The 19780-nt window shown below is 43.4% G+C and carries 19 protein-coding genes; 10 read left to right on the top strand and 9 right to left on the bottom strand.

Going from position 1 to position 19780, the window contains the following annotated elements:
• The 5 genes from HY035_00380 to HY035_00360 form a co-directional block, all read right to left on the bottom strand.
• A complete protein-coding gene (locus HY035_00380; GenBank protein MBI3376847.1) occupies window positions 1-354 on the bottom strand; it encodes an STAS domain-containing protein in 354 nt (117 codons plus the stop codon).
• The gene (locus HY035_00375; protein MBI3376846.1) at window positions 347-2017 is read right to left on the bottom strand and encodes an ATP-binding protein; all 1671 of its coding nucleotides are present in this window, start codon (window positions 2015-2017) and stop codon (window positions 347-349) included. Before HY035_00375 ends, HY035_00380 begins: the two co-directional genes overlap by 8 nt.
• Window position 2018: 1 nt before the next feature.
• Window positions 2019-4025, bottom strand: a complete 2007-nt coding sequence (locus tag HY035_00370; GenBank protein ID MBI3376845.1) for a diguanylate cyclase — start codon at window positions 4023-4025, stop codon at window positions 2019-2021.
• A 150-nt stretch (window positions 4026-4175) separates the two neighbouring features.
• Window positions 4176-4493, bottom strand: a complete 318-nt coding sequence (locus tag HY035_00365; GenBank protein ID MBI3376844.1) for a thioredoxin fold domain-containing protein — start codon at window positions 4491-4493, stop codon at window positions 4176-4178.
• Between the two features lie 27 nt (window positions 4494-4520).
• Complete coding sequence (locus HY035_00360; protein MBI3376843.1) at window positions 4521-4973, bottom strand: hypothetical protein; 453 nt, start codon at window positions 4971-4973, stop codon at window positions 4521-4523.
• Window positions 4974-5093: 120 nt separating this feature from the next.
• Between HY035_00360 and HY035_00355 the strand changes: the two genes are divergently transcribed.
• From HY035_00355 to rpoD, 3 genes are all read left to right on the top strand, one after another.
• Window positions 5094-6053: an NGG1p interacting factor NIF3 gene (locus tag HY035_00355; GenBank protein MBI3376842.1), complete on the top strand. Its 960-nt coding sequence runs from the start codon at window positions 5094-5096 to the stop codon at window positions 6051-6053.
• Window positions 6054-6391: 338 nt separating this feature from the next.
• Window positions 6392-8080: a DNA primase gene (locus HY035_00350; protein MBI3376841.1), complete on the top strand. Its 1689-nt coding sequence runs from the start codon at window positions 6392-6394 to the stop codon at window positions 8078-8080.
• On the top strand, window positions 8064-9629 hold the full coding sequence (gene rpoD, locus HY035_00345) for an RNA polymerase sigma factor RpoD (protein ID MBI3376840.1): 1566 nt from the start codon (window positions 8064-8066) through the stop codon (window positions 9627-9629). Before HY035_00350 ends, rpoD begins: the two co-directional genes overlap by 17 nt.
• A gap of 181 nt (window positions 9630-9810) precedes the next feature.
• Here rpoD and HY035_00340 read toward each other — a convergent pair whose 3' ends face one another.
• The 4 genes from HY035_00340 to mnmG form a co-directional block, all read right to left on the bottom strand.
• Entirely contained in the window at window positions 9811-10470 is a 660-nt protein-coding gene (locus tag HY035_00340; protein ID MBI3376839.1) for a bifunctional precorrin-2 dehydrogenase/sirohydrochlorin ferrochelatase, read from the bottom strand.
• Window positions 10467-11222, bottom strand: coding sequence for an outer membrane protein assembly factor BamD (locus HY035_00335; GenBank protein MBI3376838.1), 756 nt, complete (start codon window positions 11220-11222; stop codon window positions 10467-10469). Before HY035_00335 ends, HY035_00340 begins: the two co-directional genes overlap by 4 nt.
• 87 nt (window positions 11223-11309) lie before the next feature.
• On the bottom strand, window positions 11310-12719 hold the full coding sequence (locus HY035_00330; GenBank protein ID MBI3376837.1) for a diguanylate cyclase: 1410 nt from the start codon (window positions 12717-12719) through the stop codon (window positions 11310-11312).
• Window positions 12720-12724: 5 nt separating this feature from the next.
• A complete protein-coding gene (gene mnmG / locus HY035_00325; protein ID MBI3376836.1) occupies window positions 12725-14614 on the bottom strand; it encodes a tRNA uridine-5-carboxymethylaminomethyl(34) synthesis enzyme MnmG in 1890 nt (629 codons plus the stop codon).
• Window positions 14615-14769: 155 nt separating this feature from the next.
• On the opposite strand from mnmG, the gene HY035_00320 reads away from it, so the two are divergent.
• The 7 genes from HY035_00320 (at window position 14770) to HY035_00290 (ending at window position 19775) form a co-directional block, all read left to right on the top strand.
• Window positions 14770-15261: an NYN domain-containing protein gene (locus HY035_00320; protein MBI3376835.1), complete on the top strand. Its 492-nt coding sequence runs from the start codon at window positions 14770-14772 to the stop codon at window positions 15259-15261.
• Between the two features lie 46 nt (window positions 15262-15307).
• Window positions 15308-16183, top strand: a complete 876-nt coding sequence (locus tag HY035_00315; protein MBI3376834.1) for a phosphatase PAP2 family protein — start codon at window positions 15308-15310, stop codon at window positions 16181-16183.
• Window positions 16184-16383: 200 nt separating this feature from the next.
• On the top strand, window positions 16384-17307 hold the full coding sequence (locus HY035_00310) for a sulfite exporter TauE/SafE family protein (protein ID MBI3376833.1): 924 nt from the start codon (window positions 16384-16386) through the stop codon (window positions 17305-17307).
• Window positions 17308-17316: 9 nt separating this feature from the next.
• Complete coding sequence (locus tag HY035_00305; protein MBI3376832.1) at window positions 17317-17760, top strand: hypothetical protein; 444 nt, start codon at window positions 17317-17319, stop codon at window positions 17758-17760.
• Window position 17761: 1 nt separating this feature from the next.
• Complete coding sequence (locus tag HY035_00300; protein MBI3376831.1) at window positions 17762-18610, top strand: universal stress protein; 849 nt, start codon at window positions 17762-17764, stop codon at window positions 18608-18610.
• A gap of 150 nt (window positions 18611-18760) precedes the next feature.
• Window positions 18761-19354 (top strand): recombination protein RecR, encoded by a 594-nt coding sequence (gene recR, locus HY035_00295; protein MBI3376830.1) that lies wholly within the window; start codon window positions 18761-18763, stop codon window positions 19352-19354.
• A gap of 7 nt (window positions 19355-19361) precedes the next feature.
• Window positions 19362-19775, top strand: a complete 414-nt coding sequence (locus tag HY035_00290; protein MBI3376829.1) for a hypothetical protein — start codon at window positions 19362-19364, stop codon at window positions 19773-19775.
• Window positions 19776-19780: the final 5 nt, after the last annotated feature.

The raw sequence follows: 19780 nt of genomic DNA, 5'->3' as shown, positions 1-19780 counted from the left end.
TCAATCTTTATCTTTCAGAAAATCAAGGGCGTCCTTTTCTTCCTTAAAAACTTTTACGTGCCGTGTAATACCAAGCATCTCAAATACATCGCTGTGAACTCTTTTCATATTCGTAAAACAGAGAAGCCCCTTATACTCCGATGCCTTCTGAACAATGCCTGTGAAGATTGACGCTCCAATGCTGTTTATGAACTGCACAGCGGAGAAATTTATTATTATCTTTTTTATCCCTTTATCAAGGAACCTCTCGCATTCATGCTCAAGGCCCTCTGCTCCGAGGTCGTTTACATATCCCTTCGGCGCGATAACAGCCACGTTTTGCGCTGATTTTACGGACACCGAGAAATTATCCACTTGACGCTGTGTCCTCCTTATTAATTCCGGCTGCTCTCAAAAGGTTTTTAACCAAAACCACCTTTGTCCCTCGTTCTGTCTTCTCAAAGCTCACTGAATCAACAAAGTTTTTCATAAGTTTTATACCCCATCCCCTGCCGGCATGCTCCTTAAGCCCTCTTCCAACAAAGGGTTCTCCTGTCTCTTGAGATACAAAATCCCTGCCAGAGCTTTCAATGGATATCTCTGCCAGGTCTTCAGCAAAATTAAAACTCAAATAGATATTCTTATCTTCTCCTTTGCTATGCTCCATGGCATTTATGCATGCCTCGAGGACAGCCATCTGAAGCTGACCGATGACATCCTCATCCAAATGCAGATTTTTACCTATCTGCTCAAGGCACTGAGCCGCAACAAGTTCAGCCTCCCTGACCATTGGTATTGTCATTTCAAAAGATGTGCCCTTAGACTTAGTATCTGCTGCCTTTTCAAGCAGTCCTATTTCAATATCTCTATAGGATTTACCGCGAACCTCCTTCATGTAGAGACAGTCTATAAAGTCTATTAAAACCCTATCTTCAGGCGCTCTGAAGACACCAAATTCTCCTCTAACAAAACCTGCGCGATAAAGGGCGGTAGTGATTACTTCCGTATCTCTCTCGCTTAAAGAAAAGGCCTTTGAAATTCTATGCTGTGTAAGAGATTCTCCTGTATGATAAATCCTCTTGGTGATCTCAAGAACCTTTCTCCTTTTACCTAACTCAGGGAAAAAACTTTTTAGGACTGATAACCAGTAAAAGTATATATTCCCATCACTAATCTCATTTATGTAAATCCTCCAGCAATCTCTCTCTTCTGATTTTTTACTCAGGCCCGCTGCCCTTGCGACACATTTAATGTAAAAGGGGTTGCCTCCAAGATGATTAAGGAAGGTATGGGGCTCTAAACTAATCTTAATGCCGTGCCCATCAAGCCAGGAGGAAAACATCAGAGCAGCATCTTCTAATTGGAGGGGTTGCACATCCATCCTCGTAAGAGCGCCTATGACAGGCATTTCTTGAATCTCAGCCTGATTGCCGGTAATCAAATGCGGCGCCTTTCTAAAAGACAGCGGCATTTCAAAGAGGGCGGCCAGCATCGGGGCAGCATTGCCGCTAATATGGAAATTATTCAGCCGTTGAAACTCGTCTATCATTACTACTACAGGCATCCCTGTAGCAAGGGTTGATTGATGCGGTACATTTAATGCAATGCGAAGGGAATCCATAGGTTCATGATACTGGATATATTCGTCAAGGATCTCAAGCGCCCAAAAGGCATTTCTCTCCTCTAAAATAGAGGTTAAGCCATCTATTGATAAACCCTCGCGATATATCAGTGATGATTCCTTGTTCTCAAAGGCAAGTCTCTGGCAGATATAACGCATTAGATAATCCCTCGAAAACTCTGACACAGACACTATTGCGCTGTTTATAGAATAGTAGAAGGGGGCTATCTTATCCTGTTTCCAAAATAGCTGGTTAAACAACTGCTTGAGAAGCTCTGTCTTGCCAACGCCTCTACTCCCTGAAAGAAAGATGCTTTGTGTACTGCCCCTCTCTACTTCAAGGGACCTGCGGTATAGGCCTACCAGTTCTTCTTTTCTGCCAAAAAAATCTTTTTCAGGGAGTGTTCTTAAGGGCATCTTACGAAAACACCTCTATTCTATTTCCGCCTCTATTTTTAGCAAGATAGAGGGCCTTGTCAACATTTCCAAGAAGCAGTTCACTTATCTTACCATCTTCCGGATAAGAAGCGACGCCGATGCTTATTGTAAGAGTTAAGCCTCCCGGCAGTGATTTGATCTCTGCCACATCACTCCTTAATCTTTCTGCTATACTGACAGCTAATGTCTTGCCTGTTTCCGGCAGTATTATTACAAATTCGTCTCCGCCGTAACGAGATGCTATATCCACAGACCTCACAGATCTCAATATAGATTCTGCTGTAGCCTTAAGCGCCTTGTCGCCAATAGGATGGCCAAATGTGTCGTTATAACCCTTAAACCCATCTATATCCACCATTAGAAGACTTAAAAGCCGGTCATGTCTCTGAGAACGCAATAATTCTTCTTCTAATCTTTCACTCAGGTATCTGCGGTTTAGCAAACCTGTGAGGGGGTCTGTTATAGCTAATTTTCTCAACTCTTTTGTTTGTGTATAAAACACATTCCTCTCCATAACAATAGCGGCCTGGGTTGCAAAGGCTTGAATGAGTTCTAAGTCCTCTTTATTGAAGATCTCACCTGTTGTCTTATCTGATAGATTCAGCACTCCAATGACGCGGCCTTGTATCGTTATAGGCACGCTGACAAATGACCTTGTCTTATACGGCAGTCGGTTTTTCTGGTTAATCCTTGGATCGTTTTCAACATCCTCGACAAGGAATGGTTCACCGAGTTCGGCTACTTTCCCGGCTATGCCCTCACCCTTTTGAATCCTGAGTTTTTCTGTTATGCTGTCATTCATCCCTCTTTTTGCCTTAAGAAGCAGCGTCTCGGTTTCATGGTCAAGCAGCATCAGGGATCCCTGTTCTGCCCTGAGCAACTCAGCAGACTTATCAAGAATTGTCTGTAACAGTGTCTCATAGTTTAGGATAGGTGTTAAGGTCTTTGTTATATCTGACACAGTAGCAAATCTATCAAGTTTTCTATACAGTTTACGGTGTAATCTTTGATTTTCTATGGATATTGCTGTTTGCGTACAGAATCTATTAATAATAGCTATATCGCTCTCTTTAAGCTGGTTGTCAAAGATACCCAAGATACCTTCTAATCTCTGATTGACCAAGATGGGGAAAAAATAAAAGACATTTGTGTCTTCCGGAAAGTCAACCCTGCCGGTCATATAGGGTTCCATTGATGAAACAAACGGCTTACCTTTCAGGAGTTCTTGTACTATGATATCATGCTCGCTGATGCTGAAGGTCTCTGCCGCCCTATCATTCTTCTTCAGGCTGTAAAGGCTCTTATAGCTGCCGCGCTCTTTGTCTAATGAAAAAATTGCAATATACTTAATGTCAAGAAGTGTAAATAGATTAGCTGTCATATATTTATAAAGTGTCTCCGGTTGCTCCTGTGAAGCAACACCCCACATGCCAAGGACTTTTTTCAGGCTATCCACCTTTTTCTTAAGTGTAATGGTTTCCTGAGTGTTTTTTAAAAGTTGAGCTATAGAACTATCCACAAGACTGCATGCATTTCTTGCATCTTCAGCAGTAGTAAATTTAAGGGGACCTGTTACAGGAAAAATTTCAACTTTAGAAAAGCTTAAATGTTTTATAAATTCGCGGAAATCTCCGTAGGTGGGAAATGACCCCTGTCCTAAGATTACTACCTTGTCACCCATATATTCGACTGGGAAGGCAAAACTCATTATTTTTGCATAACACTTGTAGGTTATTGGATGGCATTTACTAAAAGCTTCCATCATAGTGTTGTGGCAGTAGGTATCGCATTTAGACCTAAAATCAGGCGCAGAGAGCAAACCCCTGCACATTGGACAATACTCCTCAGTAGAAAAAATTGGGTTCCCATCCTCTGAATAGATTCTCAGATTAAATCCTGTAGTATCAGAAAGGGCCTTGAAGCGGCCTTTCCAGCTTTCTGATAAAAAAAGGTTTTGCAGGTGTCTTGCCCTATCAGCGCTAAACACTTTTCCTCTGACACATAATAAGTTAGCAAAAGATTATCATAAACTTCACATTGCGTCAACACGAATAAACATAGAACACTCATACCCTCTTAATTACATAGGGTGCATAAAGGAGGCGGACAAAAAAATTATTTGAAAATATTTTGTTGTTTAAGGTTTTCTGTCAATCCGCGAGATTAAGGCATCGGCAGCCATTGCGCCGGGGACGATACTTCCGTCAGGGAATATAATTGCAGGAGTGCCTGTGATACCGAGACTTTCTCCGAGTTTTAGATTTTCATCTATCTCTTTGGTTTTGCATTCAGGAGGAGGAAGTTTTTTGCCGTCAAAGTTGTCTTCCAGAAGTTCTAAGGACTTTTTGCATACTATTGTCATTGATTTTTCATAAGCCTTCGGATGCAGCTTTACCAGAGGAAATAGCTTCAGATAAAATGCTATATCTTTTCTTTTCTCTAAAACCTTCTTCATCTCCAGATGAAGTTTTCCGCAGAATGGTCAATCAGGGTCTGTAAAGACAATCACCTTCTTGGGTGCGTTTGCATCGCCCATTACCAAAGCGCCGTCAAGAGGTATCTTTGATACGTCTATTCTATTGAGATTGGAAAGTCTTTCGCCTGTGAGATTATTTCTTGCCTTGAGGTCAAATATGTCGCCTGAGATGAGAAGTTCTTTTGAAAGGCCAACATAGACTATCCCCTTCTGCCCCCTTACTTCAAAAACTATCTCCCATACACCTTTGACAGGGCCGGGGTTTATTTCAAGAACCTTGGAAGCAGGTATGCCTCCCTGAACTATATTTTGTGCTTCGTCTAAGGATAGCTTATGGCATTTTGTGCAGTCATGGTCAGCATTGCCGCCTCCGTACGACAGCGGCACATTCAGCATAAATGCAGCAGCGAATACAAAAATGAGAATAATATATTTACGCATGACAACATAATATAACATACTTACCCCTGCCGGTGGTAGCATAAAATAAATGCTCAAATTTTTCTCGTTGAGCGATTGACAAACAGAAAAGACAACAAATAGAATAAACCATTCAATCTCCGATAAAAAGGATTAAAAATGACACTTAATGAACTCTACAAAAAGGCTGTATCCACAGGCATTGAGAATGACCCCCGCGGAAAAGATGCTGTCCTGAAAGAACTTGATGCAAGGAAAAAAGATTTTGAGAAACTCAGGGAAGACGAAAAAGAATTTTTTGACAGCGAAACACTTGAAAACCCGTATTCTGATTCAAGGATATTAAACGGCACCGGCGAAGAAAAGATAAAATCCGCCCTTGTCGGAATAGATATAGAGGTCGGAGAGTTATTGCTTGCCGAAAACCTGAAGGCAAAAGGGAAGAGCGTAGACCTGCTAATCTCTCATCATCCTGAGGGCAGGGCATACGCAAATCTCTATTCTGTCATGCAAATGCAGTCGGACATATTGCATAGGTTCGGAGTGCCAATAAATATAGCTGAAGACCTTATGGAGGGCAGGATAAAAGAGGTTGAGAGAAAACTTATGCCTGTTAACCACACAAGGGCGGTTGATGCGGCAAAGCTTTTGGGTGTTCCGTTCATATGCCTTCATACCCCTGCTGACAATATGGTTGCAACTTATCTGCAGAGGCTTTTTGACGAAAAGAAACCTTACAGGGTTTCCGATGTGATGGAGGCTTTGAAGGGCATACCTGAATACAGGACGGCAAGTTTTAACGGCGCAGGCCCTAAGATATTAATCGGCTCTAAAAACAGAAGGGCAGGCAAAATATTTGTTGACATGACAGGCGGAACAGAGGGTTCAAAGGAAATATTTGAAAGCCTCACAGCAGGCGGGGTAAACACAATCGTCGCTATGCATCTCAGCGAAGAACACCGTAAGGAAGCTGAGAAGAATCATCTCAATGTTGTTATTGCAGGGCATATTGCAAGCGATAACGTCGGCATTAACTTGCTTCTGGATGAATTGTCTCGTAGTTCATCGCTTGAGATTCTTGAGTGTTCAGGCTTTAAGAGAGTCAGCAGAATTAAATAATCATGTATTTATTTAAAAAATATATCCAGGGAGGATATAGCATTCTTGCTCATTCCATTTGTGATAAGCAAGGTTGTCTTTCGTTTCCTGCGAGATTTTTCGACAGTTCTAAACTCATTCCGCTACATCCTCGAAACTCGACCTTTGGTCTCAGACAGCCGAGGATGTGGCCGCTGCATTTCGTTAAGAACCGTTACCGAAAAATCCCGAAAGTCACTCAAAACAACCCTGCTTATCAATACTGCCGAGTGATTTTTAGTTGGCTATTGGAATATCGGCAAAAAAAACCGCTCAAATACCATATCCTCCCTGTAATAGTCGTCTGGGGACTATAATTTATGAAAACAGACAGAATCCTTGAGGATATAAAATCACGGCTGGATATAGTAGAACTCGTTTCGGATTATATAGAACTCAAAAAGGCAGGACAGAACTATAAGGCGAACTGCCCTTTCCATGCAGAAAAAACCCCTTCGTTCATGGTAAGCCAGAGCAAGCAGATATTCCATTGTTTCGGGTGCGGAGCAGGAGGAGACATATTCGGTTTTGTTATGAAATATGAAAATCTTAATTTTCAGGAGGCGCTCAAGATGCTTGCCAAAAAGGCAGGCGTACAACTTTCGGGCTACAGGTTTGAGGACGGCCTGGCTGAAAGAAAAGAAAGGCTTTATGTTATTCAGAAAGAGGCATTGAATGCATTTACAGGGAATCTCAAAAAATCAAAGACGGCTCTTGCGTATCTTGACAAGAGGGGAGTGGCTCAAGAAATGACTGAGACATTCTCTATCGGGTATGCGGACAGGGGGAGAAAGGTTCTTTATGACCATTTGAGGGCCAAGGGGTTTGATGATTCGCTCATCACACAATCAGGACTTGTCTTCACCGGAGAAAGCGGAATGCACGATGTTTTTAGAAACAGGATTATGTTCCCGATATTCAATATACAGGGGGATGCTGTCGCTTTTGGCGGAAGGGCTATTGATGACTCAATGCCGAAATATCTCAACTCTCCGGAGACGTTACTGTTTAAAAAGAGCGAAACCCTTTACGGACTTAATGCTGCAAAGGATGAGATACGGAAAAAAGGTTATGCAATGATTGCTGAAGGGTATCTTGATGTAATTATGTGCTACATGCACGGCTTTCTGAATGTGGTTGCTCCTCTGGGCACTGCGCTGACAACAGGACATCTCCAGAAACTTGGAAGGTTTACAAAGAAAGTTCTTCTGGTTTTTGACAGCGATGCGGCAGGTATTGCAGCCGCGAAGCGGTCGCTGTCAATTCTCTATAAGCATGGATTCAGGAGCAAGGTATTGCTTCTTCCCGAGGGAGACGACCCTGACAGTTTTCTCAGGAAAAACGGAAGCCGCGCATTTCAGATTAAACTGTCAAAGGCAGAGTCAATGGTGGATTTTATTCTTAGATTGAAGGGAGATAAGCCAGACAATGTCAGGACAGCTATCGGGATAATAGACAATGCAAAGGATTTAATACTGAGAGAAGAACTGTTCAAGGAATTATCGGAAAAGTCAGGGATACGGGAAGCTGTTCTCAGAGGGGAGACTAAAAGGTATGAGCAAAGAGCAGGTATCGGCAGAGCGCCTGCTGCGGCAAAAACTGCTGGTTTCCTGTACGATGAGGAAGTTTTGCTTCTTAGCGCTATAGTCGCATTCCCTGACAGGGCGCCGTATATTTTTGATAAGCTCAACATTGAAAGAGTGTGCAGTCCCGCAGTAAGACAGATTTTTCAGGAAATTAAACCTTCAGCCGAAAGGTTGAATATGAATACAATGCTCGGTATTCTAAATGATGAAGGAAAGGCGGTTATCACAAGGCTGTCGCTTAATCCCGGGTTTGATATCGAACATGTTGATAATAATATAAGGGATTGCCTGAGAAAGATGGCGCACTGCGAAATAGAAGAAAGAATAAGGGACGCTAAGACCGCGGGTGATTTACGGCTTCTGAGCAGTCTCTTAGCGGAAAAACAAAAAATAACAAGGAGAAAAGATGAGAGAACAGCCTGAGTATTTTGAAGGGGACGAAGACAGGGAAAGGCTTTCTTTACTGGAGGATGCTCTGGAAGACGAGGCAGTAGAAGAGGCGAGAGAAAAGCCTCTCCTTCAGGATATGGAATATGATCCTGTAAAGATATATTTGAAAGAGATGAGCAGTGTCCCCCTTCTCACAAAAGCGGGGGAAGTTGAGATAGCAAAAAGAATTGAAAGCGGCAGAAGGAAAGTAGCTGAGATTATTTTTGCCCTGCCGTTTACAGTCAAGAAACTGATCGAATTGGGAGAGCTGATTGAAAAAGGCAATGCGCCGCTGGCAGAAATAATACAGGACGGCGAGGAGGCATTCGAAGAAAACCTTTCTGCTGAAAGGAAGATATTCTTTAATGTAACAGCTCAGATAAAGAAACTGCATGAAAAGAGAGAGGCGTGCCTAAAAAGGCTTGAAGCTGAAGGCAGTTTGGGAGGGGAAAAAGCGGGTCGTATGCTTGGGGATAATACGACTAAAATACTGGACAATATAGATAAGCTGAGGTTAAAAGAAGGTGCAGTGATTGCTTTTTCCGAGGAAATAAAAAATGCAATTTCCGGCATTGAAGAAACAGACAAAAAGCTGTCAGCTGTCAGAAAAAAGCTCAGACAGAACGGCATTAATGCTGATATAGGCAAAGATATAAAGGCGAAGAAAAACCTGAAGGGCGGCTCCGGAGCTCTAATTAACGCCTACAATGAATGCAGGGAAGAGCTGGCAAAAAAAGAAGAAGCGCTCGGCATTAAGGCGGAAGAGACAAAAAAGACGCTGAAGCTTCTAATGGAAGGGGAACAGCAAATTCTTGAGGCTAAGAAAGCGCTTATAGAAGCGAACCTGAGACTTGTTATCAGCATAGCAAAAAAATACATGGGTAAAGGGTTGAGCTTTTCTGACCTGATACAGGAGGGCAATATAGGCTTAATGAGGGCGTGTGATAAGTTTGAATACCAAAGAGGATACAAATTCAGCACTTATGCAACATGGTGGATAAGACAGGCGGTTACGAGAGCGATTGCAGACCAGTCGCGGACAATAAGAATCCCGGTTCATATGGTTGAGACTATAAACCGCATAACAAAGACAACAAGAGAACTGGTACAGGAACTTGGAAGAGAGCCTGTTACAGAGGAAATTGCTTACAAGGTGGAGTTGCCGGCGGAAAAAGTCAGGAGTATATTAAAGGTGGCAAGAGAACCTGTATCGCTTGAAACCCCTATAGGAGACGATGAAGACAGCTATCTCAGTGATTTTATTGAGGATAAAACTGCGTTGTCTCCCCTCGATGCGGCAATACAAAAGGACCTGAAGGCTCAGATAGACAAAACTCTCTGCACTCTCAATGAAAAGGAACAGAAAATTTTAAGGAAAAGGTTCGGTATAGGAGACGACACAGCGCCTCAAACGCTCGAAGAAGTAGGGAAAGAATTTGAAGTTACGCGGGAGAGGATAAGACAGATAGAGGTAGGCGCAATCCGGAAACTAAGGCATCCTTCAAGAAACCAATGGCTAAGAGAGTTTATAGGCCGTTCGTGAAAGGGATATTACTAATGACCGCATTAATACAAACGCAATAAGTAAGGTGTCATTGCGAGGAGTGAAACGACGAAGCAATCTCATAGCTACAAGTAAGATTGCTTCGCTCCCGTTGGTCGCTCGCAATGACAATCTAAAAGTATTTATTGAGTTTGTATTAGTAATTGCAGGGCTGTAAAAATTATGAACGCAGTTTTTTCCATGCGTTCAATGACAGCCCTCTCAAAAATTTTATCCTTTCCTTGTTGTTCTTAATCCCGGATAAAGCCTTTACACGCATTTTTTTAATATAGTTCAGATGCTTTTCAAATTCATGTCCGCGTCCGTATATCCCTTCAAGCTCTTTCCTGATAGTTCTTGCAAGGGAAGGGCTTATGCCTGATGTTGAGACAGCAATCGTTAATGGGCCCCGCCTTACGACAGACGGCACTATAAAATTGCAGAGCAAAGGTTTATCAACGACATTTACAAGATATGGGGCGTCCTCTGAGATTTTCCTGTTTGTTTCGTTAGAGTCTGTAGCAGCTATGACGAGGAATGCATTTTTAAGGTCGCACTTTTTATATCTGCGGGGGATATATTTTATGTGTCCTCGCAGGTGCTCCTTTTTAAGCCTCCCTGTGCATTCAGGGCTTATTACTGTTATCTTTGCGCCGGACTTGAGCAGCGGCAGCGCCTTCCTTTCCGCTACCCTGCCCCCGCCGGCAACTATGACTTTCTTGCCTTTAAGATTCAGCAATACTGGATAGTAAACAGGCGTGAGGCGTGAGGCGTGAGGCGTAGCAGACGATGAGAGTTCCGGATTTGATTTGCGCTTAACGCTTAACGCTTTACGCTTCACGGTTTAATGGATAACAGCTCTTTCTTTGCCTGAGGGATAAGGCTGTTTTTAGGATGCTTCTCTATGAGGAGTTTAAAATATTCTTCTGCCTTGTCTTTTTCCCCGAGTTTTTTATGAGACATTGCCAGATGATACAGGACGCCGGCCTCTTTTTTAAATTCCGGAAATTTCCGGAGCACTCCCTGAAATCTTTTAATTGCGGCGCTGTAAGAATCCTTTTTGTAATAAAATGTGCCAACCAGAAATTCGTGCTCCGCTATCGTATTTTTGCATTTTTCAATCCTTACCTCTATGAGATCCCTGTAGGGATTTCTCGGGAACATTCTCTTTAGCCTCTCAAATTCTTCAAGCGCCTTTGATGCTCCTCCGTATCCGCGGTCAGGCCCCTCTATCTGATTAAAATAAATCATCGCTATCTGGAACTGGGCATAGGATGCGTATTTATGCTCAGGGTAAATATCCATAAATTTTCTGTATTCTTCAACTGCACGGTCGGGCTCTGCTTCTTTTGTATACGAATCGGCAATCCTGAGCTGCGCCATCGGAGCATACTTTTTTGTCAGGTCCCTGTTTTTAATCTCAAGGAGCGCGGTCCTGGCCTCTTCGTACTCCTGCTTGTCCATCAGTTCATTTGCCTTTGCGAAGGACTTCTGGCCGTCAAATACTTCTGCGGGTTTTGTCACAGGCTTGCCCGAACACGATAATACGGATATCAGAGGTATAAGCATAAGCGCTGTCTTTATTTTTTTCATATTCTTATTTAAGCCTGTAGAAGGGTTTTTAGTCAAGAGAGGTCCGCTGTTCAGAATCCCCCAGCCCCGGGTCTTTAAGAATGGCGTCTATATTTCTTCGGGTATTTCTTTAATTATGCCTGAGATGGTTTCCTGATAAGTGCAGACCACATTTCTGCCGCGGTCCTTTGCAAAATACAGCGCCTTGTCAACTTTTTTTATCAGGTCTTCTTCCAGAGCTGCGTCAGTAGGATAACATGCTACTCCCGCGCTTATAGTAAGCAATAGCCTTTCGCCGCTTTCTGACATGAATTGATGCTCGGCTACTGCGCGCCTTATCCTCTCTGCGACAATCACTGCGCCGTCGCATCCTGTCTCAGGCAATATAATTATAAACTCCTCCCCGCCGTACCTTGCAGGGAAATCAACGGTTCTTAATTCGTTTCTTATAATCTTTGATATTTCTTCCAATGCAAGGTCTCCTGTCTGATGGCCGTAAATGTCATTGAAAGACTTAAAATGGTCGATGTCAAGCATAATTAAGGAGAATGTCTTGAAATACCTCTCTGCCCTGTTTGTTTCTTCAGACAGTTTTTCCTGAAAAGCCCTGTGATTGTATAGCCCGGTAAGCCCGTCTGTTACGGCAAGCCGCGCAAGCACTTCATGAAGGACCAGCGACTGAAAAGCCTGAAACGCAAAACTGAAAAGCGTGTCTTCATCATCCAAAGTGAAACCGCCGTTCTTGTTTATTGTGACCAGGAGCGCCGACATCTTATTTTTTGACGAGCGAAGCGGAACAGCCATAAAATTTCTGACAGCCGGATGATCAGGAGGAAATTCCGCTGTAGCCTCATTTATCCTTAATACGGATGAGGTTTTTGCTGCCTTTCCGAGAGGACCTGCAAGCATTGCCCTGGCACAGTCAAGAGATACGGGAGCATTTCCTTTAATTGTAGTCTTGAAAAGTTTAAGCTTTTTTGATTCTCCTTCAAATATAAAAATTCCACTGTGCTCTGCCTTCAGGAGGCTTCTTGTCATTTCAAGAAATGTCTGGAGAATTGATTCAAATTTAAGTTCTGAGGTTATGAATCCCATCATCTCAGAAAGCATTGTAAGGGACCGTATGACGTTCTGTTCCTTTTCTGATACATCTTTAAGCGCTGCTTCTCTTGTCTGCAATACCGAGGACATCCTGTTAAAATTATCTGCAAGATCTTCAAACTCATCTTCTGTCTTAATATCAATCCTATTGTTGAAATTTCCTTCATTGATTGCGGTTATTATTGCTGAGCTGCCCGAATGTATATTTTTAAGCGGCAGGACGATGTTCTTTGTTACATATTTCTTCAGGAAGATGAGTGCAATTATCGCAATAGCCAAACAGCCGGCAAGGCATAGCATGAGCGCTGTTGTGCCTTCAAACAAGTGATGGGCAAGAAAGTAAAAAGCAACATATGCTGCCGCAAAAACTGCAATGATTATCAGGCTTATGACATTGAATTTTTTTTCTATTCTCATAGGTTTTAAGAGGGTCTTTGCGTCTCTCTATGTCTTCTTCTTTTCTCTATGCTTATCAGCAGAAGCGACAGCGCTGCCGGCGTAATCCCCGGAATCCTGCCTGCCTGCCCTATGTTTGCAGGCATTATCTTCTGAAGTTTTTCAAGAACCTCTGTTGAAAGCCCGTTTATGGAAGCATAGTCAAAATTGTCAGGTATTTTTTTGCCTTCCATCTTTTTGAGCTTTTCTGCCATTTCTGTCTGCTTGAGGATATATCCCTCGTATTTTACCTGTATCTCAACCTGATTCTCTATGTCAGTCGCCAAAGTCTTTTCCGGGGGGGAGAGCGTTCTGATAAGATTATATACAATCTCAGGCCTTTTTAAAAGCTGTTCAAGGCTTATATTTTCTGACACAGGAGAGGCATTAATCGCGGTAAGAGTCTCATTAACCAGCGATGGGTTAAGCCTTGTTTTCTTAAGCCTTTCAATTTCTTCTGAGATACGTTTCTTTTTTTCTTCAAATCTTTTGAAATCACTGTCACTGATAAGCCCTATGCTGAACCCCTTTTCCATCAGTCTCAAATCAGCATTATCATGCCTCAGAAGCAGTCTGTATTCTGCGCGTGAGGTGAACATCCTGTATGGCTCTGAGGTGCCTTTTGTTATGAGGTCGTCAATCAAAACTCCAATATAAGCCTCATGCCTTTCAAGTATTAAAGGTTCTTTTCCCTGAATTTTCAGCGATGCATTAATCCCTGCCATCAGACCCTGCGCTGCCGCCTCCTCATATCCGGAAGTCCCGTTAATCTGTCCTGCAAGGCAAAGCCCGCCAATGCGTTTCGTCTCAAGATTGTGCTTGAGCTGTGTAGGATACACAAAGTCATATTCAATGGCATAGCCCGGCCTCATTATCTCTGCATGTTCAAGTCCAGGAATCGTCCGCACGAGTCTTACCTGTACATCATAAGGAAGGCTTGTGGATATTCCATTTGCATAATATTCTTTTGTCTCCAGCCCCTCAGGCTCAAGGAAGACCTGATGCCTCGGCTTTTCGGAAAAGCGTATAACCTTATCTTCTATTGAAGGGCAGTATCTCGGCCCGACTCCCTGTATCTTTCCGCTGTAAAGAGGTGAACGGTCCAAATTTTCGCGGATTACCGAGTGAGTTTCAGGATTCGTATATGTTATAAAACAGGGAAGCTGCGGATTCGTTATCTTCCCTGTGCTGTGGGAGAACGGAACAGGAGGATCATCCCCATACTGCGGCTCTGTCTTTGAAAAATCTATTGTCTTTGCGTCAAGCCGCGGAGGAGTTCCTGTCTTAAGCCGTCCCATCTCAAGGCCGAGTTTTTTTAATGATTCTGATAAGCCGATAGAAGGGAACTCTCCTGCCCTGCCCGCAGAGAAGTTCTCAAAACCTATGTGCATTAATCCCTTGAGGAAGGTCCCTGTTGTCACTATAACAGCTTTAGCTCCGTAGAATATCCCCAATGAGGTAAGAATGCCTTTTACTTTTCCGTCTTCCACAGTAATTTCATCTACGAATGCCTGCTTTATATCAAGATTTTTTTGAAACTCAAGAACCTTTCTCATTGCAAGTTTATACAAGACCCTGTCTGCCTGTGCCCTCAAGGACCACACAGCAGGGCCCTTTGACTTATTCAGTATCCGGAACTGAATTCCTGCGCTGTCAGTTATCTTTGCCATTTCCCCGCCGAGGGCGTCTATCTCTCTGACGAGATGCCCTTTTGCTAAGCCTCCTATTGCAGGGTTGCACGGCATCTGCGCGATTGTATCAAGGTTAATGGTGAAAAGGCATGTGGAAAGACCCATTCGCGAGGAAGCAAGCGCAGCCTCACATCCCGCGTGTCCAGCGCCGACAACAATTACGTCATAATCACGGTCTTTAAACATAAAGTATATTATACAATGTAAAATACCTTAGCTACACAGTTCTGTCATTCCTGCGGAAGCAGGAATCCAGACGTTGGCATTGTGAAAACAGCGAATTCTGGATTCCGCATCAAGTGCGGAATGACGGAAAGAAACAGAAATAAAGGGAGGGCGCTATTTCTCACATTCTTATAGACGGTTACAATCTCATCGGCATACACCACAGAGACCTTGAAAGCCAGAGGCAGAGGCTTGTGGAGCGGCTTGCTGAATACAGGAAAATAAAAGGGCATGAAATCACTGTTGTATTTGACGGATGGAAAAGCGGAAGCGGTGATGAGTCCCATTCAGTAATAGGGGGTATCAAAGTAATCTACTCAAGGCTCGGAGAAAAGGCAGATGCCGTGATAAAAAGAATCATATCCTCTGAAAAAAAACAGTGGATTGTTATAACCTCTGACAGGGAGATTGCTGACCATGCATGGGCAAATGGCTCTGCTGTTGTCTCATCAGGTGAGTTCTCGGATATACTTGAAAAGCCCTTAAGGGTTGAGACAGGCGAATTTGACCTGATTGACGAAGATGAATATGAAGTGCCTAAAAAGGGAAGCCCCAGAAGGCTTTCTAAAAAAGAGAAGGCAAAAATAAGGGCGCTCAGCAAATTGTAGCCGCTGATGAATAAAAAGGCAGGGTTCCTGCCTTTATTAAAATTGAATGAAAAAGTTATTTAATTTAAGGCCTGCTGATGCTGTGACAGTGGTATTTGTCAGCATATTACTGCTGCTCACAATCGCATTTAACTCTGCTATTCCGAAGAGACTGCTCTTAATCTCAATATACACCGCACTCCTTATTTCGCAATTCATAATTATAAGATTCAGGGACAGGAACAGATTCCTGAGAATAACTTATGACCTTGTATTTCCGATAATATGCGTCATCATACTCTTTGACAGTCTTGAATGGGTTGTCCATTACGTAAATCCCAGGGATATAGACCCGCTGCTTGTAAGGCTTGATTACATGATTTTCGGCAACCATCCTACTGTCATGCTTGAAGCAATAATGAATCCATTTCTGACGGACATTCTTCAGACAGCATACTCTACATATTATTTTCTGCCTGTGGTTTTCGGTATAGCGCTGCTAAGGAACAACCAGAGAAAAGAGTTTGACAGGTCGCTGTTTCTTATCCTGTTCTGTTTTTACCTCTCATATCTTGGTTATATAATCTGGCCTGCGCTCGGCCCGAGATTTGCGCTTGCTCATTTACAGACGCAGAGGCTCGAAGGATTTTTTATGGCGGAGCCGATGCAGAATCTGTTGAACAGGCTTGAAGGCATAAAACGTGATGCGTTCCCGAGCGGGCATACAGGCGTTGCGCTGACAGTGCTGTATCTTGCATATAAATACAAGAGAACTCTATTCCTGATTTATCTGCCTGTTGTAAGCCTTCTGCTATTCTCCACCGTCTATTGCCGGTATCATTATGTTGTGGATGTCATCGCAGGGATTATCCTTGCGGCTGCGGCAATATTTTTCGGAGAGACATATTACAAATGGCGGGAGAAAAGGCCGGATAAAACATGAAGCAAATGTATTCTTATAGGTTCATAAAAATTTAATATCCGCTTTCTCTTGACCCTCTGAATGTCATGGAGTTAATATATAAACCGTTTCAATAATTAAACACGTCATTGCTAAATGAAACAATATTTTTGAGGCAAGGAGGGAATGAATTGATTCATTCAAGGAAAGTTTTAAAGATTTTGATTGTTGTTCTTTCAATAATGGCTATATGCGTCAGCATATCTGCTTTTGCGTCAGAAACTCAGGAGGTTGCAAAGGAAACCGCTTCAGCATCAACCGCTCCATGGTGGGTTTGGCCCTTGGCTTTATTTGTTGTTACCTTTATCTTAGGCATCCTTGCTGTTCTTGGAGGTGTTGGAGGAGGCGTTCTTTTTGTCCCCATCATAGGCGGTTTTTTCCCGTTCAATATTGATTTTGTAAGGGGCGCCGGGTTGCTCGTTGCTCTTGCGGGAGCTCTCGCAGCCGGGCCGGGCCTCTTGAGAAGAAACCTCGCGAGCCTTCGCTTGGCATTGCCGGTGGCGCTTATCGCATCGTCAGCCGCAATCGTTGGTGCAATGATCGGTCTTGCTCTCAAACCAAACGTGGTCAATACCCTTCTCGGAGCGACAATACTGTTCATTGTAGCGATTATGGTCACAGCTAAGAAGTCCGACTTCCCCAATGTTGCGAAACCGGATAATCTGTCACAAAGCCTTCATATTATGGGGATATATAGAGAAGAATCTTTGGGAAAAGACATTGAGTGGCAGGTTCATAGAACTCCTCAGGGGTTGGCTCTATTTATAGTCATCGGTGTAATGGCCGGCATGTTCGGACTTGGCGCCGGCTGGGCCAATGTCCCTGTTTTAAACTTATTGATGGGAGCCCCGCTTAAAATATCTGTTGCAACAAGCAAATTTCTTCTTTCCATAACTGACACTTCAGCAGCATGGGTTTATCTCAATCAGGGTGCAGTATTACCGATGATTGTTGTGCCTTCGATTGTCGGCATAATGCTCGGCTCGATTGTAGGCGTTAAGATACTTGTAAAGTCAAAACCTAAGGCCATTAAATCGATGGTTATCGGCCTGTTGTTTTTTGCAGGGCTCAGGGCACTTCTAAAAGGCCTTGAGATCTGGAAATAGGAGGATAAGATGACAGAAGATAAGAAAAAAGTATCGGAAGAACAGCTTGCATATGCAGGTGTTTTAAATAGCGGGATGTGGATTGGGCTTGCCCTGCTTATAGTTTTCTTTATCGTCTATATATCAGGATTGCTGCCAAGTTACATACCTATCGGGGACCTTTCTAAAACTCCTCCGGGTTCAAAGATAGCATACTGGAGCATGAGAGCTCACGATTTCAATCAGGCATTCAATGTGCCGACCGGCTGGGGCTGGATCAAACTGGCGGGCAATGGGGATTATCTCAACTTTGTTGGAATAGCGATGCTTGGAGGCCTGAGCATTTTATGTTATCTCGTTATATTGCCTATACTTATTAGGAAAAAAGACACTTCATATGTTGTAATTGCAGCGCTTGAAGTGGCTGTCTTGCTCCTTGCAGCAAGCGGCATATTAAAAGCAGGAGGGCATTGATATGAGCAACAGAATGGATTACATGGGGCCGCTTAAAAATATTCTCCTCGCTACAGACGGCTCAGAATACAGTGAAGGCGCAATAAAAGAGGCAATTTATCGGGCAAAATCATGCATTGAAAAGCTTTCGGTGATTTATGTGTTGGAGGTCAATCCCGAGCTTGAGACAGAAGGCCCAAAAATTGTGGAAAAAATGGAAATTGCCGCAAAGGAGCATCTGGACAGGATAAGGAAGATGGCTGCGCAGGATAACGTCGAATGCGAGGTTATTGTAAGGAGGACGGACCAGCCGTATAAGGCGATAGTAGAGGAGGCAGAGAAGATAAAGAGCGATGTAATTGTTATGGGCAGGCGTGGGAGAACGGGTCTCAAAAAGATTCTCATGGGAAGTGTGACTGCAAAAGTGATAGGGTACTCCCCATGCAAGGTTCTTGTGGTGCCAAAGGATTCAGAGATAAAGGTGGACAATATAATGGTCGCCACAGACGGCTCAAAATACTGTGAAGTAGCTGAGAGAGAGGCCGTCAGCATGAGCAAAAGATGCTATCCCAAGGTCAAAAAAACCTTTGCCCTTTCCGTTGCCCCTACCGGCAGTGATCTGCCACGTGCACAGGCAAATGTGGAAAGGGTGATGGAAAAGGCTAAAGAGCAAGGCGTTGAGATAGAACCGCTTACGATAGTAGGAAGACGATACGAGATGATTTTAAAGACAGCAATGGAGAAGAGTGTGGATATAATTATCATGGGGACATATGGCAGAACCGGTATTGAAAAGCTTCTAATGGGCAGCGTTTCCGAGAGGGTGGTCGGTCTTTCCCATTGTCCTGTGCTTGTTGTTAAAGCAAAATAACTGCGCACCATTTTTAGCGATACAATAGCCGCTGAAATAGCCTCGTATATTTTACATTTTGCGTAGAAGAAAACCAGTATCGTTTTTTTAAGAAGCGCTTCTATTGACAACGAAAGATTGTAAACGATATTCTAAAGAGGCTTGGTGATTATGGCGCAGGGAATAATAGAAAACCTCATAAACGAACTTACAAAACTCCCGGGGATAGGAAGAAAGACCGCGCAGAGGCTTGCCTTTTTCATACTTACGCTGTCTGAAGAAAGCGCAAAAGACATAGCCAAAGCTATTAATGATGTGAAGGAAAAGGCAAGGTTCTGCAGCAGGTGTTTTAACATTACGGATACAGAGGTGTGCAGTATATGCAGGGACGAGTCAAGGGACAGAACAAAGATATGCATTGTGGAGGAGCCGAGCAACATCCTTGTCGTTGAAAGGGCAAAGGCATTTAACGGCCTTTATCATGTCCTTCTCGGTTCAATCTCGCCTATAGACGGGATGATGCCGGACAGACTAAAGATAGCCGAGCTTGTGGAAAGGGTGAGAGGCGACAGCGTAGCAGAGGTAATACTTGCGACGAATCCGAATACAAAAGGAGAGATGACGGCACAGTATATAAAAGATGTCCTGAAGCCCTTCAGTGTAAAAGTTACACGAATTGCATACGGCCTTCCCATCGGAAGCGATATTGAATTTGCCGACGAGGTAACTTTAAGCAAGGCGCTTGAGGGAAGAAGGGAGATGTAAAATACCTATGAAAAATAAAATCAGGATTATTTTCTGGAGTATGCTTGCTGCAATTGCACTTTCTGCTTGTATGCCCGCGATGTCTGTGCGTGTGGAATTTGATGACAGTATCAACAAGTATAATAAGTTTTTGTCTTCGCAGAGTTTTGATGCCGCAGGCTTTTTTGCCTCGGAGAGCATTGCAAAGGAATTCAGCGCAAGGGTAAAAGCGGCGAAGAATATTAAAGTGGTAGACCGCCGCATCTTACGAATACAGTATGATGAAGAAAACGGCACTGCTCAGGTTGAAGTAGAAATAGACTACTATTCCCTTTCTTCATATAGAATGAAGACTCTGCTGGACCTTCAGAAGTGGGCGTATGTGACTGAAAACGGCTTTAAGCGCTGGAGGCTGATGAGCCTGTTGCCTGAGTTTCTTTAATACAC

Source organism: Nitrospirota bacterium, assembly GCA_016195565.1.
GTDB lineage: Bacteria > Nitrospirota > Thermodesulfovibrionia > Thermodesulfovibrionales > UBA1546 > UBA1546.
The sequence above is the reverse complement of the archived record's forward strand: the minus strand, read 5'-3'. Positions and strand labels throughout refer to the sequence as shown.

Bases quoted from the DNA above. Each gene is read 5' to 3' on its own strand.
- HY035_00375 (MBI3376846.1), bottom strand. From the start codon at position 2,017: ATGCCCTTAAGAACACTCCCTGAAAAAGATTTTTTTGGCAGAAAAGAA.
- HY035_00365 (MBI3376844.1), bottom strand. From the start codon at position 4,493: ATGAAGAAGGTTTTAGAGAAAAGAAAAGATATAGCATTTTATCTGAAG.
- HY035_00360 (MBI3376843.1), bottom strand. From the start codon at position 4,973: ATGTTATATTATGTTGTCATGCGTAAATATATTATTCTCATTTTTGTA.
- HY035_00355 (MBI3376842.1), top strand. From the start codon at position 5,094: ATGACACTTAATGAACTCTACAAAAAGGCTGTATCCACAGGCATTGAG.
- HY035_00350 (MBI3376841.1), top strand. From the start codon at position 6,392: ATGAAAACAGACAGAATCCTTGAGGATATAAAATCACGGCTGGATATA.
- rpoD (MBI3376840.1), top strand. From the start codon at position 8,064: ATGAGAGAACAGCCTGAGTATTTTGAAGGGGACGAAGACAGGGAAAGG.
- HY035_00335 (MBI3376838.1), bottom strand. From the start codon at position 11,222: ATGAAAAAAATAAAGACAGCGCTTATGCTTATACCTCTGATATCCGTA.
- HY035_00330 (MBI3376837.1), bottom strand. From the start codon at position 12,719: ATGAGAATAGAAAAAAAATTCAATGTCATAAGCCTGATAATCATTGCA.
- mnmG (MBI3376836.1), bottom strand. From the start codon at position 14,614: ATGTTTAAAGACCGTGATTATGACGTAATTGTTGTCGGCGCTGGACAC.
- HY035_00315 (MBI3376834.1), top strand. From the start codon at position 15,308: ATGAAAAAGTTATTTAATTTAAGGCCTGCTGATGCTGTGACAGTGGTA.
- HY035_00310 (MBI3376833.1), top strand. From the start codon at position 16,384: ATGGCTATATGCGTCAGCATATCTGCTTTTGCGTCAGAAACTCAGGAG.
- HY035_00305 (MBI3376832.1), top strand. From the start codon at position 17,317: ATGACAGAAGATAAGAAAAAAGTATCGGAAGAACAGCTTGCATATGCA.
- HY035_00300 (MBI3376831.1), top strand. From the start codon at position 17,762: ATGAGCAACAGAATGGATTACATGGGGCCGCTTAAAAATATTCTCCTC.
- recR (MBI3376830.1), top strand. From the start codon at position 18,761: ATGGCGCAGGGAATAATAGAAAACCTCATAAACGAACTTACAAAACTC.
- HY035_00290 (MBI3376829.1), top strand. From the start codon at position 19,362: ATGAAAAATAAAATCAGGATTATTTTCTGGAGTATGCTTGCTGCAATT.